14 protein-coding genes are annotated in these 12,027 nt (G+C 66.9%); 4 read left to right on the top strand and 10 right to left on the bottom strand.

Features of this window, described 5'->3' with window-relative positions; translation table 11 throughout:
- Positions 1–48: 48 nt before the first annotated feature.
- From mdh to DM818_RS06285, 3 genes are read right to left on the bottom strand one after another with little or no spacing between them, the layout of a single operon-like run.
- On the bottom strand, positions 49–960 hold the full coding sequence (mdh, locus tag DM818_RS06295) for a malate dehydrogenase (RefSeq protein ID WP_075937580.1): 912 nt from the start codon (positions 958–960) through the stop codon (positions 49–51).
- A 50-nt stretch (positions 961–1,010) separates the two neighbouring features.
- The gene (locus tag DM818_RS06290; RefSeq protein ID WP_123123586.1) at positions 1,011–1,988 is read right to left on the bottom strand and encodes a class I SAM-dependent methyltransferase; all 978 of its coding nucleotides are present in this window, start codon (positions 1,986–1,988) and stop codon (positions 1,011–1,013) included.
- Positions 1,981–3,102 (bottom strand): 60S ribosomal export protein NMD3, encoded by a 1,122-nt coding sequence (locus tag DM818_RS06285; RefSeq protein WP_075937582.1) that lies wholly within the window; start codon positions 3,100–3,102, stop codon positions 1,981–1,983. Before DM818_RS06285 ends, DM818_RS06290 begins: the two co-directional genes overlap by 8 nt.
- Positions 3,103–3,107: 5 nt before the next feature.
- Here DM818_RS06285 and DM818_RS06280 point away from each other — a divergent pair, with 5 nt between their 5' ends.
- A complete protein-coding gene (locus tag DM818_RS06280; RefSeq protein ID WP_153952452.1) occupies positions 3,108–3,272 on the top strand; it encodes a hypothetical protein in 165 nt (54 codons plus the stop codon).
- Here the strand turns inward: DM818_RS06280 and DM818_RS06275 are convergent.
- The gene (locus tag DM818_RS06275; protein ID WP_123123587.1) at positions 3,269–5,017 is read right to left on the bottom strand and encodes a helicase C-terminal domain-containing protein; all 1,749 of its coding nucleotides are present in this window, start codon (positions 5,015–5,017) and stop codon (positions 3,269–3,271) included. The genes DM818_RS06280 and DM818_RS06275 overlap by 4 nt on opposite strands.
- 89 nt (positions 5,018–5,106) lie before the next feature.
- Positions 5,107–5,280 carry a DUF5786 family protein gene (locus DM818_RS14925; RefSeq protein WP_172977295.1) on the bottom strand — a complete coding sequence of 58 codons (174 nt, stop codon included), beginning with the start codon at positions 5,278–5,280 and terminating at the stop codon, positions 5,107–5,109.
- Positions 5,281–5,378: 98 nt separating this feature from the next.
- On the opposite strand from DM818_RS14925, the gene DM818_RS06270 reads away from it, so the two are divergent.
- Entirely contained in the window at positions 5,379–6,374 is a 996-nt protein-coding gene (locus tag DM818_RS06270; RefSeq protein ID WP_075937584.1) for a DUF5784 family protein, read from the top strand.
- Between the two features lie 156 nt (positions 6,375–6,530).
- Here DM818_RS06270 and DM818_RS06265 read toward each other — a convergent pair whose 3' ends face one another.
- Positions 6,531–6,818: a DUF5789 family protein gene (locus tag DM818_RS06265; RefSeq protein ID WP_075937585.1), complete on the bottom strand. Its 288-nt coding sequence runs from the start codon at positions 6,816–6,818 to the stop codon at positions 6,531–6,533.
- Between the two features lie 118 nt (positions 6,819–6,936).
- Here DM818_RS06265 and DM818_RS06260 point away from each other — a divergent pair, with 118 nt between their 5' ends.
- Both DM818_RS06260 and DM818_RS14920 read left to right on the top strand, forming a co-directional pair.
- Positions 6,937–7,740: a PHP domain-containing protein gene (locus DM818_RS06260; protein ID WP_075937586.1), complete on the top strand. Its 804-nt coding sequence runs from the start codon at positions 6,937–6,939 to the stop codon at positions 7,738–7,740.
- 32 nt (positions 7,741–7,772) lie between these two features.
- Entirely contained in the window at positions 7,773–7,934 is a 162-nt protein-coding gene (locus DM818_RS14920) for a DUF6757 family protein (RefSeq protein ID WP_172967110.1), read from the top strand.
- A gap of 82 nt (positions 7,935–8,016) precedes the next feature.
- Here the strand turns inward: DM818_RS14920 and ligA are convergent, their stop codons facing one another.
- Genes ligA through DM818_RS06240 form a run of 4 tightly spaced genes read right to left on the bottom strand, consistent with a single transcriptional unit; the run spans position 8,017 to position 12,013 of the window.
- Positions 8,017–10,158, bottom strand: coding sequence for an NAD-dependent DNA ligase LigA (gene ligA / locus DM818_RS06255; RefSeq protein ID WP_079988911.1), 2,142 nt, complete (start codon positions 10,156–10,158; stop codon positions 8,017–8,019).
- A 48-nt stretch (positions 10,159–10,206) separates the two neighbouring features.
- Complete coding sequence (locus DM818_RS06250) at positions 10,207–10,386, bottom strand: hypothetical protein (RefSeq protein ID WP_075937587.1); 180 nt, start codon at positions 10,384–10,386, stop codon at positions 10,207–10,209.
- Positions 10,387–10,440: 54 nt separating this feature from the next.
- Positions 10,441–10,860 (bottom strand): hypothetical protein, encoded by a 420-nt coding sequence (locus tag DM818_RS06245; protein WP_123123588.1) that lies wholly within the window; start codon positions 10,858–10,860, stop codon positions 10,441–10,443.
- Positions 10,861–10,903: 43 nt separating this feature from the next.
- A complete protein-coding gene (locus DM818_RS06240; RefSeq protein WP_075937589.1) occupies positions 10,904–12,013 on the bottom strand; it encodes a pyridoxal-phosphate-dependent aminotransferase family protein in 1,110 nt (369 codons plus the stop codon).
- Positions 12,014–12,027 lie beyond the last annotated feature (14 nt).

Here is a 12,027-nt window from a genome sequence, read left to right as displayed (position 1 = left end):
GACCGCGACGAGTAAGCCCGAACGACCGTCGAAACGGACCGCTTGCAGTTAGGCGATTTTGTCGTACTGGTCGGAGAGCTTCTCGGCAGCCTCGTCCATCAGATTCTGCTCGTACTCGTCGAGGTCCCACTCGACGACCTCCTCGATGCCGTCCGAGCCGAGCTTGACCGGGACGCCGAAGGCGGTGTCCTCGTAGCCGTACTCGCCGTCGAGCGCGAGCGACCCCGGCAACACTGCACCGGTGTCGTTCAACACGGCCTCGACCATGTGGGCCACGCCCGTCGCCGGCCCCCACTGGGTCGCGCCCTTGCGCGAAATCACGTCCATCGCCGACTCCTGTAGGTCCGAGAGGATTTCCTCCTTCTCGCCCTCGAAGTCGGGGTCGCGGCCGTCGACGCGTACCTTCGAGAAGACGGGGACCTGTGCGTCGCCGTGCTCGCCGAGAATCGTCGCCTCGACGTTTTTGACCGGGACGTCGAAGCGGTCCGCGAGGACGTAGCGGAACCGCGCGGAGTCGAGTCGGCCGCCGAAGCCGATGACCTTGTGGCGGTCGCGGTCGCCCGTCTCGTAGAGGTGGCGGTTCAGCAGGTCCACCGGGTTCGAGGTGGTAATCGACACGAAGTCGTCGTTGTACTCCGCGATGGACGAGCCGATGTCCTCCATGATGGGCGCGTTGTCGCCCGCGAGGTCGATGCGGGTCTGCCCCTCCTTGCGCGGGATGCCGGCCGTGATGACGACCACGTCCGACCCCTCGGTGGCCGAGTAGTCGCCCTGCCGGACCACGGTGTTGGAGTCGTAGGCGATGCCGTGGTTGGTGTCGGCCGCCTGCCCGACGGTCTTCTCCTCCATGTCGGGGATGTCGACGAAGACGAGTTCGTCCGCGATGTCGCGCAGTGCGATGTTGTAGCCGGCGGCGGCGCCGACCGTTCCCGCAGCACCGATGATGCTGACCTTGGTCATGCTCGCCTACAACGACTCGCGGTCAGCGATTAAACGCTTCGACGTCGGGTCTATTCCCCGATTCGTGCGTCGACGACGACGTGGTCGACGCCCGGTGCGTGACTCTTGACGACCCGGCGGTCGAGTATCTCGACGAGACGCTCGCCTGCGGCGGCTTCGAGCGCGGCGACCGGCTCCGTCCACGGGTCGTCCGTCGGGGCGGTGGCGTGGAGGTGGACGACGCCCGAATCGAGTGCGGCGAGCGTGGTGTCGAGGTAGTCGGGGGCGTCGTAGTACCCCATCACGACGCGGTCGGCGAGCACGTCCACGTCCCGGCAGTCGGCGCGAAACGCCGAGAGCCTGTCTTGGACGCCGTTGAGGACGGCGTTCTCGACGAGATACCGGTACGCCTCGGGGTTGATTTCGGCGGCCGTCACGTCCGCGCCGGCGCGGGCCATCGGGAGCGTGAAGTAGCCGATGCCGGCGAACATATCGAAGACGCGTTCGCCCGCGGCGACGACCTCGCCCATCCGGGCGCGCTCGGCCTGATTCCCCGGCGAGAACATCACCCGCGCGAGGTCGAGTGCGTACTTCGTCCCGTGTTCGGTGTGAACTACTTCCGTGTCGCCGGTGCCGGCGATGACCTCCACGTCGGGTTCGCGCTGGTCGCCCGCGATGCCGTGGGAGACGAGGACGGTGTCGGCCTCGCCGTGGAGTTCGAGCAGCGCGTCGCCGACGGCGGCCGGGTCGGGGAAGTCGTCGCCCTGTACGAGCAGACAGGAGCCGACGACCGCCCACGAGGTCGGCAGGCGGTCGAGGTCGGCGTCGCTCCAGCCGCGACCCGCAAGCAGCTCCCGGAGATCGCGGTTGCGCGGTGGCAGGTCCACGCGGACCGTCTCGTAGCCGTCGGGTGCGTCGGTGACTGGGATTGCGACGCCCTCGCCGTGGGGCTGAATCGAGCGCGTGTCGTCGTAGAGTCCGGCGGCGGCGAGCGAATCGAGCACCGACTCCGTCTCCGCGCGCGGGACGACGACCGCCAGCTCAGACATCGGCGTCCTCGGTCGGCAGAACGTGGAGTCCGGCCCGCGAGCGGAGCACCGGCACCTCGGTCGCGTCGGCGTGCATGTAGTCGGGCCGCGGGACGGTCTTCGACTCGAACGTCTCGGGGTCCAGCACCTGGACGGCGCGGTCGTCCTCCACCGCGACGAGGGTCGTCTGCTCGACGTCGGCGCGGTCGCCGAGCTTGCGGCCGTCGGGCGCGATGCCTTCCTCGTGGCTGGCCTCGTAGCGCTCGCCCGTCTCGACGCGGACGCCCTTCAGATTCCCGTGGGCGCTCGTCACGAGCACCGGGCCGTCGCCGTCGTCGAAGTCGACCACGTCGCCGGGGGTGAACTCCGGGAGGCGGGCGACGAAGGTGACCCGGTAGAGTTCGTTGCCGTCGCCGTCCTCGGTGGTGAGCGTCTCTGCGGCAGAGACGGAGCCGCCGAACTCTCTGACGATGCGGTGGGCGATTGCCTCGCCCATCTGGTTTGCCGAGATCTTCAGATTCAGCCCGCTGTCCCCCCGCTTCGCGCTGGTGATGAAGGCGTTGCGGTCGCCCGTCGCCTCGCGCTCGGCGATGTACTCGCGGGCGATGGTCTCGGCGCGGTCCATCTCCTCGGTCGTCGGCGTCCGGTTCGTGCCCCGGACCTGCACGAGCGCGTTCCAGTAGTCGCCGGCGATGCGCCCACAGCGGTCACAGGTGCCGCGGGCGATGTAGACGGGGACCGTCACCTCCTCCTGTAGCGGGGTGTCGCGGATGAAGCCGGTGAAGGTGGCGTGCATCCGGATGGTGTTCTGGTCGACCTGTTCGGGTTCGACGCCCCACGTCACCTCGCGGGCGTCGACGTGGACGCCGAGCGACTCCGCGGTCTCGTCGATTGCGATATCGGTGTAGTCCTCGGCGTCCACGTCCACCCAGCGGTTGCCCCGCTGGACCGCGCCACACTGTGAACAGACCAACACCTCGATGCGCTCGGGGGCGTCGACCAACTCGAAATCCTCGAAGTAGCAGTCGTCACAGAGGATGGCGTCGGGGTCGCGGGCACCGCCCGGGAGGTCGGCGTCGTCGGGGCGGGCCACCGGGTCGCCACACCGGGGACAAAACTGGCGAGCATCGCTCATACCCGATGTGGGCCGTTCTCGCGTTTAAACTCCGCGTCCGACGGAGCCGATACATCTATTCGGCTCGCTACGTCGTCTCGTGTATGGACAGAAGCCAGATTATCGCCATCGTCATGGTGCTGTTGATGGGTGGCTCCTCGATTGCGGCCGCTGCCGTCTCCATCTTCTAGTCGGTCCCCCACACGTCGCCGAGCGGGTGGTCGGACAGCGACTGCGACCGCGCGGTGTCGTCGGGTCCCTCGGAGTCAGAGCCGTAGTTGCGCGTCGGTGCCGCGCCGGCGTTGGCCCCACCGGGGTCGAACGCCGGCAGATTCGGCTGTTCCATCGCGTCGATCTGTTCGCGGAACCACGCGGGGGTGTCCGCCCGGGCGCGGTCGAACACGTCGAGCAGCGAGGAGTCGGCCAGATACGTCGCGCCGTAGTCGTCGGGGGCGCGCACGACCCGGCCGGCGGCCTGAATCACCGTCCGTAGCGCCGTCCGGAAGTACCACGCCCACTGGTCGTCCTCCAGTCGCCGGGCCACCCGGGAGTCGCGCGTGTTCGGATACGGAGCCTTACACACCACCTGCCATCGACACAGGTCACCGTTCAAATCCAGCGCCTCCTCCATCTTCACCGAGACGAAGACGGCATTGGAGTCCTCGCCCTTCCACCCGAGCAGGGCTTGGTCGCGGCTGTCGGCGTCGTGGGTTCGGACGCGCCCGCCGACGCCCATCTCGTCTAACAGCGTGACAAGTTCGTCGGCGATGGCGTAGCTGTGGGCGTGAATCAGCCCTTTCTCGTCGGGGTGGCGCTGCATCAGCCGGACGATGGTGCGGGCGACCTTCGGGAGCGTCTCGTCGCGGTGGTCGTAGGTCATCTTCCCGCAGGTCACGTCGTACAGCGGGCGGTGCTCCAGCGGGAAGGTGTGTGGCACGTCGACGAGCGCGACGTTGTCGGGGGCGAGTCCGGCGCTCGCACAGAACGCTTCCTTGTTGAGAATCGTCGCCGACAAGAGCGCGAACTTGTTGCCACGCTCCCAGACGGTGTGGTGGAGATAGCGGGCGGGGTCCATCGGTTTTACCGTGATGGCGGAGCCGGCCCCGTCGGGCTGGTCGATGACCCACGTCGTCGGGGACTCGGGGTCGCTCGCGTCCTCGATGAACCACTGGAGTTCGCGGACGAGTTCGGAGAGTCGGTCGCGTTCTGCCACCTCACGGCGGGTGAGTTCGGTTTCGGCGCGCAACTCCTCCTGTCGCCGGCCACAGACGCGCAACAGGCGCTCGGCGTACCCTTCCACGTCGGTCAGCCCGTCGACCGCGGGCGGTTCACAGCTGTCCCAGACCGGGACCCGGTGGGGAGAGAGGTCGATGGTCGCGTACATCTCGGCCCACTCCGCGAGCCCGTGTGCCTCGTCGATGACGACCACGTCGCGCTTGCCGAACACGTCCGAGCCGGCCGTCTGCATGAAGTACGCGAGCGTCATCGCGGCGATGTTGCGGTTCGAGGCGATAGCGCGGTCGGAGAAATACGGACACCGGTGTTTGACGGGGCAGTCGAAGCCGGTTTCGCGGGCACACGGTGCTTCGGTGACGGGGGTGTCCGTCTCACCGGGGAGGATGCAGTCGTAGTTACCCTTTCCGCGGATGATGGAGAAATCATCGAGCAGGTCGTCGCCGGCCACGTCGTCGAGTTGGGAGACCTGCGGCGTGGTGTAGTAGGCCCCAAAGGATTCGACGTGGTCGGTCTCGCCGGGCGTCTTCGCGCAGCCCGCGATGGCGCGGGCGAGGAGCGACTTGCCGGAGCCGGTGGGGGCGCGCACGAGGACGACATCGTTGCCGGCGTCGAAGGCGTCGCGGATATCTTCGAGCGCCTGCTCCTGTGCGCCACGAAAGGATGGGGCAGGGAACTCCGACAGCATCCGCGCGGGTTTCACGTCAGGTGGTTCGTCGCGGGGGCGGTAAAGGACTCGGTCGGGACGTGGCCACCGCTACCGAAGGTAGATGGACCGGAAGGAGAGACGACTCAGTCAGATTTCATCTGCTCGAACTGGTCGAGCAGCGCCTCGGTCGATTCACCGGAATCGTAGCTCACGCTGCCGCGATACTGGGTTCGGGTGTCGTCGCTCGTCGCGTCGACGTTGGAGTGTTTCGCCTCGCGGCGCTCGTGTTCTGCCTCGTCAAAGTTTCCCATTCCCATGGATGAACAACCGTTGCAATTGTGTCTACTAAAATGTGTGGGTACTGTTCACACGAGCCGCGGGACAAGAGTAAACCCGCGGAGGCCGAGGGGAAGATGTGGCAGGCCCGCTTCGCTTCCGTGTGTCGAACGAGTCGTGGTCGGACCAGCGGGTCCGCGACCGACTGCTCGCGCCGCTGGAGGAATCGTTCGGTGCGCGGATGGAGACGCCGTGGTTCGATCCGCCGGCCGGCTACGAGGCCTGTCGACTGGAGATGGACAACGGCGACTTCGCGCTGTTCTGCTGGAACTCCCACGCCTACTGGATGGGCAACACCACGACGCCGGAGGCGCTGTGGCGCACGAACAAGCAGGATTTCACCGAAGTTCCCTACCCCGTCGCGCGGTGGGCACAGCGGGAGCTACTCGCCCGGTTCGAACTCGTCGACCCGTTGTTGGCGGGCTACGACCACGTCGCGTGGTTCTTCCTCCCCGTCTTCCTCTCGAAGGACGGCCGGGACACGACGCGGCGCTTCTTCGCCGAGCACGCCGGCGGCTTCCCGGATGCGACGCCCGAGGAGGGACTCGCCTTCTTCGAGCGACTCCTCTCGACGGGCGCGCTCGACGAGTACCGTTACACGATGGCCTCGAAGCTCGGGACGAGCGAGGGGCTGGACGTGGGCCGGATGGCCGCGACGATGGGTGAGTTCATCGTCGCGAAGCTGCTGGCCGACGCCGACCTCGCCTTCGAGCCGGAGATCGACCTCGACAGCGGCCACGCCCTCGACTTCCTCGTCGAGGGCGAGCAGTTAGTCGAGGTGACGCGACCGCGACCGCCGACCAAACGCGACCGCGCCGACACGCCCGTGGCTGCCGTGCGCGAGACGGCCGACGCGAAGACCCGCGACCAGCTCGCGGCCCACCCGTCGGCGGTGCTGTTCGTCGACTGTTCCTCGTTTCGGGACGACGAGTGGGCGGCCGTCGCCGGCGAACAGCCGCAGGTGGCCCACGAGCCGACCGTCGTCTTCCGGGCGCGCCCGGACGGTCACGTCGAGGGGTACCGCGTCGGGCGGCTCCCGTTCGAGATGGGCGCGGCTATCGAGTGGCTGGATTGACAGACGGCCCGACCGCTCGGCGACAGGTGGGCCGTGCTCCCGCCGTGGCCCGTCGCCGCGACTCCTACGTCACGCCGGGACTGTGGCGGTATGGTATTTGAACGTCGGCAGCGCTACCGGTGAGAAAAAATACGTGAAAACGGCCGACTGTATCGCTTAGAAGCTGACCGGGGACGGCCCCATCCCGCCGACGGTCGGCGCGTCGCGGTCCGAGTATCCTTTCCGGCCGATTGCGCCCTCCGAGACGACGGACATCACGGCGGTCTTGGCGGCGTCGGCGTCCTCGTAGGTCGTCTCGCCGAGTCGGCCCAGGGCTTCGCCGAAGGTCTCCGAGCCGTTCTGGAGTTCGAGTTCGGTCTCGCCGTACGCCTCGATGAGTTCACTCGCCGTCGCCGGGTAGCTGTGTGCGTCCAAGTTCGCGTCAACGTCGGCCATACATCGCATACAACATAAACAACCAGGAACCTTAATGAACGTTGTGTATAGTCACGGTTCCACACTGGTAATTCATTAAGGACCACTAAGGCCGAACTGGTATGGTGGTGGTGTGCGTACGTGTCGTATGACCGACGGCCCCCTCGTCGCGGACCTCCACGCCCACACGACGAACTCGGACGGTGAGATGACCCTGGATGACGTGCCGGTCGCGGCGAAGGCCGCGGATCTCGATGTGGTCGCAATCACCGACCACGACCGCCTCCACCCGAATCTCGACACGCCGTGGGAGTATCGCGACGGCGTCCGGCTGATTCACGCCATCGAGCTCCGCGTCGAGACCGACGGCCAACGCGTCGACTTGCTCGGCTACGGCGTCGAGCCGACGATGGAACTCGAACGCGAGACCGAGCGGATACAGGCCGACCGCGTCCAGCGGGGCCGGCAGATCATCGAGAATCTGGAAGCCGAACTCGGCGTCGACCTCGACATCGAGGCGCGCCCGGGACTTGGCCGCCCGAACATCGCGCGGGCCGTCGCCGAGGTAACCGACTTCTCGGTGAACGACGTGTTCGACCGGTACATCGGCGACGACGGGCCGTGTTTCGTCGCCCGCGACGTGCCAGACTTCGAGACCGGCCGCGAGCTGCTCGACGACGCCTGCGCGCTCGTCGGCCTCGCCCACCCGTTCCGCTACGACGACCCCCACGCCGCACTCGAACTGTGTGAACGCCTCGACGCCGTCGAACGCTGGTACCCCTACGCCGACGATATCGACCCCGACCCCGATCTGTTGGCCGAGGCCATCGAGACGTTCGACCTGCTCCCGACCGGGGGGAGCGACGCCCACGACCACACGCTCGGCGTGGCGGGGATGACCCCGACGGCGTACGACCGGTTTCTCGCCGCAACAGAACTGCCACACCCGTAGCCGTTTTCACGACCGGCCGCGTACGTCGGTGTATGCAGTGTCACTACTGCGATGCAGACGCCGCCGTCGCGGTCGAGAAGGACCAGCTCAAGGTCGGACTCTGTGAGTCCCACTTCCGCGACCGGCTGGAGGAGCTCAACGACGAGGGGTGGCTGGAGGACCTCCAGGAAGAACTCGACATCGACCGTTCGTAAGCGCGCTTTTGTTCCAAACCGCAGTCGCGCCTCCCGTCGGCCGACTCGGTGAACCGCTCGCTCGTCTCTGGCTAACGGACACTCAGGGCTCGTACTCGATACCGTTGTCGGCCAGTAGCTCGCGGAAGGCCCCCTCGTCGAGAATCGGCACGTCGTTGGCCTCGGCGTCGTCGGTCTTGCTCTGGCCGGGGCTGTCGCCCGCGACGAGGTAGTCGGTGTTGCCCGACACCGACGAGGTGGCGTTCGCGCCGTGCTGCTCGACTAACGCCTGTGCGTCGCCCCGGGTCATCCCCGAGAGCGACCCCGTGAACACGAAGGTCAGCCCCTCCAGCGCGTCGCCCGTCTCCACGTCCATCTCCTCCGGGTCGACGTGGTCGAGCAACCCCTCGATGACTCGCTCGTTCTGTTCGGAGTCGAAGAACTCCCGGATCTCGCCCGCGACGACCTCACCGATACCGTCGATGGCTTCCAGTTCGTCGCGCGTGGCCGCGCGCACGGCGTCGAAGCTCCCGAACGCGCGCGCCAGGTCGCGTGCGACTGTCGGCCCGACCTCCGGGACGCCGATGGCGACGAGGAAGCGGTCGAGGGCCGGCTCGCGGCTCGCCTCGATTGCCGAGACGAGGTTGTCGGCGCTCGTCTCGCCCCACCCCTCCAGGTCGGCGACGGCCTCGCGGTCCAAGGTGTAGAGGTCCGGGAGCGAGCCGACGAGGCCGGCGTCCATCAGCTGGCCGACGGATTTCTCGCCCAACCCCTCGATGTCGAGCGCGTCGCGGCTGGCGTAGTGTTCGACCGCGCGCTGGAGTTGAGCGTCACACGCCAGCCCGCCGGTACAGAAGGCGAGGGGGCCGTCGCGTTCGACCGCGGAGTCACACACCGGACAGTGGTCGGGAAACTCGTAGTGGCCCTCGCTTTTCGCCTCGACGACGGCGTCGACGTACGGAATCACGTCGCCGGCGCGCTTGAGCTTCACGACGTCGTCGACGCCGACGCCGAGGTCGGCGATCTGGTCGGGGTTGTGGAGGGAGGCGCGCGACACCATCACGCCGCCGACCTCTACGGGGTCGAGCAGGGCGACGGGAGTGAGTCGGCCCGTTCGCCCCACCTGCACGGCGATGTCACGGACCGTCGTCTCCTCCGAGCGCGCGGGAAACTTGTAGGCGAAAGCCCATCGTGGAGCGCGCGCGGTCGCCCCCAACTGCTCGCAGGCGTCGCGGTCGTCTACCTTGATGACCGTGCCGTCGATTTCGTAATCGAGGTCGTCGCGCCGGTCCAGCAGCGCGTCCCGGTACGCGATTGCCCCGTCGACGTCGTCGACCCGTCGCACCTCGTCGTTGACAGGGAGGCCCCACTCCGGGAGCGTGGTGTGACGCTCCCACGCGGTGTCGAACGCCGCGCCGTCGAGGGTCTCGAAGAAGAAGCAGTCGAGGGGACGCTCCGCGACGACGGCCGGGTCCTGCTGGCGAATCGTCCCCGCCGTCGCGTTGCGCGGGTTCGCGAAGGCGTCGTCGCCCCGTTCCATCCGCTCGCGGTTGTACGCCGTGAACGCCTCCCGAGGCATGTACAGTTCGCCGCGCACGGCGAGGAAGTCCGGATGGTCACCGCGCAGTCGCTCGGGAATCGAGGCGACGGTTCGGACGTTTCTGGTCACGTCGTCGCCCTCCTCGCCGTCGCCGCGGGTGACGGCCCGCTCGTAGACGCCGTCCTCGTAGACGACCTCGATGGAGACGCCGTCGAACTTCGGCTCGCAGACGAACCGCTGGGGACCGACCTCGCGTTCGACCCGGTCGGCGAACTCTCTCACTTCGCTTTCCTCGCCCGAGGAGTCGATAGATAACATGGGGGCGACGTGTTCGACGGTGTCGAAGGAGTCGACCGGTTCGCCGCCGACGCGTCGGGTGGGCGAGTCGCTCGCGTCGATATCGAAGGCGGCTTCGAGCGTCTGGAGCCGGTCGAACAGCGTGTCGTAGACCCGGTCGCCGATGACGGGGGCGGCCTCGACGTAGTAGCGGTGGTCGTGGTAGCGAATCGCCTCCCGGAGCGCGTCGGCCTGCTCGCGCGCTTCCGCCTCGGAGAGGGAGTCGACGGGCGCGAACGTCGGTTCCTCTGGGGCGATGTACGGATTCTCCGGCGCGTCGTCGGGGACGGTGGTGTCCGTCGGGTCGGCTTGGTCGTCCGAGTCGTCCCCGTCGTCGCCGAAGGTAGAGAAATCCGTCTGCTCGGTCATTGTTCGTGTTCGGACCGCGGACGGCAAAAATCGGTCGCGTCGCGGGCGTCAGTCGGGCGACTGGGGCGACGCAGACTGTGGCGTCTCGGCTCCAGCCTGCGCCTGCTGTTCGCGCACCTGTACGAGTCGCTGGCGTATCTCGCGGAGATGATACCGAGTCTCCGGGTTCTCAGCCGTCTCCAGTGCGGCCGTGGCGTCCTCGTCGATATCGTCCAGCAGGTCGTCCATTCAGCCTCCGTTAGCTATCTACAGTAAAGAGCGACTTCTCTAGGTGCTTGTACGTCACCCCTGCATCCGCGTTTTGACCGTGATATCGCCGGCTTCGGTGACGGTGATGTGTGGTGCGTCGTCGGGACCGTCCATCTGGAAGCGGGCTCGCTTTGCCGTCTCGTCTTCCAACACGACCATCACCGTCATCGAAGCAGGTGATACGTCGCCGACGGGAATTGCCTCGGGAAAGCTGTGTGAATCGCCCGGCGTCACGTACCATGCGTCGCTCGTGCCGACGGTGAAGCCGCCGTTCGGGTTGTCCGGGATGGAGACGATGGTGAACGCCATCATATGTGGCGCGTCGTGGTTGTTCTCCAGCACGACGGGCGTGTACTCCTGTTTGCCGCCGAAGGTGAGCGAGTTACAGCCGGCGATTCCGGTTGTGACTCCAGCGGTGAGTGCAGCGAGCGTGGTGCGGCGAGAGATGTCCACAGCAAAAAATTACTACCGGGGGGGTATGTGTCTTCTGTCGTGTTTAGAGGTCGGCGACGTCCTCGATAGCGTCGGTGAGCTCCTTGATGGTCTCCAGCGTGTGCTCGCCCATGTGGCCGATACGGAACGTCTCCTCGCCGATGTCGCCGTAGCCGTTCGAGAAGACGAAGTCGTACTCCTCGCTGACCTGCTCGATGGTGGCGGCCACGTCGATCCCCTGCGTGTTCTCGATGCAGGTGACCGTCTGTGACTCGTACCCCTCCTCGGCGAAGGTGTCGAAGTGCTCTCTTGCCCACTCGCGGGTGTACTCGGCCATCTGTCGGTGGCGGTCGTCTCGGGCGGCGTGGCCCTCCGCGAGCATATGTTGCATCTGCTTGCGGTACGCGAGCATGAGCGGGATGGCGGGCGTCGAGTGAGTCTGTCCCTTGCGGTCGTAGTAGTCGAGACAGCGCTGGAAGCCGCCGTACCACGAAGCCGAGTCGGAATCGACCTCGTGCTCGTAGGCCGCCTCGCTGACGGTACAGACCGCGAGGCCCGGCGGCATGCCGAACGCCTTCTGCGTGGAGGTGAAGATGGCGTCGATGCCGTGGCCCTCGATGTCGATGTAGTCGCCGCCGAGACACGAAATTGCGTCGACGACGAAGAACGTGTCCGGATACTCCTTCACCACGTCGCCGATTTCCTCGATTGGGTTGCGCACACCCGTCGAGGTCTCGTTCATCACGGCGAGGACGGCGTCGTAGCCCTCCTCGTCTGCTTCCAGCGCCTCGCGCACCTCGTCGGGCTTGACGGCCTCGCCCCAGTCGTGTTCGAGTCGGTCGACGTCCTTGCCGAGCCGCTCGGCGACGTTGGCCTGTCGCTCGCTGAAGCTGCCGCAGGTGAGCGCGAGCGCGCGGTCGTCCACGAGGTTCAGCGTGGTCGCCTCCCAGAACTCCGTGCCCGACGCCGAGAGGACGATGACGTCGTCGTCGGTGTCGAGGAACGTCTTGGTGTCCTCGACGATCGTGGTGTAGAGGTCGGTCATCCGGTCCATCCGGTGGCCGAACATCGGCTGTGCCATCTCCTCGATGACGTCCTCGCGCACTTCGGTCGGGCCGGGGAGGTAGAGCCGCTTGTCGGGGTAGTCGTCGGTGTACTCCTGTTTCTTCGTCATATCTGCGTCTCACA

The organism is Halosegnis longus, assembly GCF_009663395.1.
GTDB lineage: Archaea > Halobacteriota > Halobacteria > Halobacteriales > Haloarculaceae > Halosegnis > Halosegnis longus.
This window is presented reverse-complemented; position numbering and strand designations above follow the sequence as displayed.

Bases quoted from the DNA above. Each gene is read 5' to 3' on its own strand.
- DM818_RS06240 (WP_075937589.1), bottom strand. From the start codon at position 12,013: ATGACGAAGAAACAGGAGTACACCGACGACTACCCCGACAAGCGGCTC.
- DM818_RS06265 (WP_075937585.1), bottom strand. From the start codon at position 6,818: ATGCGATGTATGGCCGACGTTGACGCGAACTTGGACGCACACAGCTAC.
- DM818_RS06260 (WP_075937586.1), top strand. From the start codon at position 6,937: ATGACCGACGGCCCCCTCGTCGCGGACCTCCACGCCCACACGACGAAC.
- DM818_RS06290 (WP_123123586.1), bottom strand. From the start codon at position 1,988: ATGTCTGAGCTGGCGGTCGTCGTCCCGCGCGCGGAGACGGAGTCGGTG.
- DM818_RS06250 (WP_075937587.1), bottom strand. From the start codon at position 10,386: ATGGACGACCTGCTGGACGATATCGACGAGGACGCCACGGCCGCACTG.
- mdh (WP_075937580.1), bottom strand. From the start codon at position 960: ATGACCAAGGTCAGCATCATCGGTGCTGCGGGAACGGTCGGCGCCGCC.
- DM818_RS06280 (WP_153952452.1), top strand. From the start codon at position 3,108: ATGTGGGCCGTTCTCGCGTTTAAACTCCGCGTCCGACGGAGCCGATAC.
- DM818_RS06285 (WP_075937582.1), bottom strand. From the start codon at position 3,102: ATGAGCGATGCTCGCCAGTTTTGTCCCCGGTGTGGCGACCCGGTGGCC.
- DM818_RS14925 (WP_172977295.1), bottom strand. From the start codon at position 5,280: ATGGGAATGGGAAACTTTGACGAGGCAGAACACGAGCGCCGCGAGGCG.
- ligA (WP_079988911.1), bottom strand. From the start codon at position 10,158: ATGACCGAGCAGACGGATTTCTCTACCTTCGGCGACGACGGGGACGAC.
- DM818_RS14920 (WP_172967110.1), top strand. From the start codon at position 7,773: ATGCAGTGTCACTACTGCGATGCAGACGCCGCCGTCGCGGTCGAGAAG.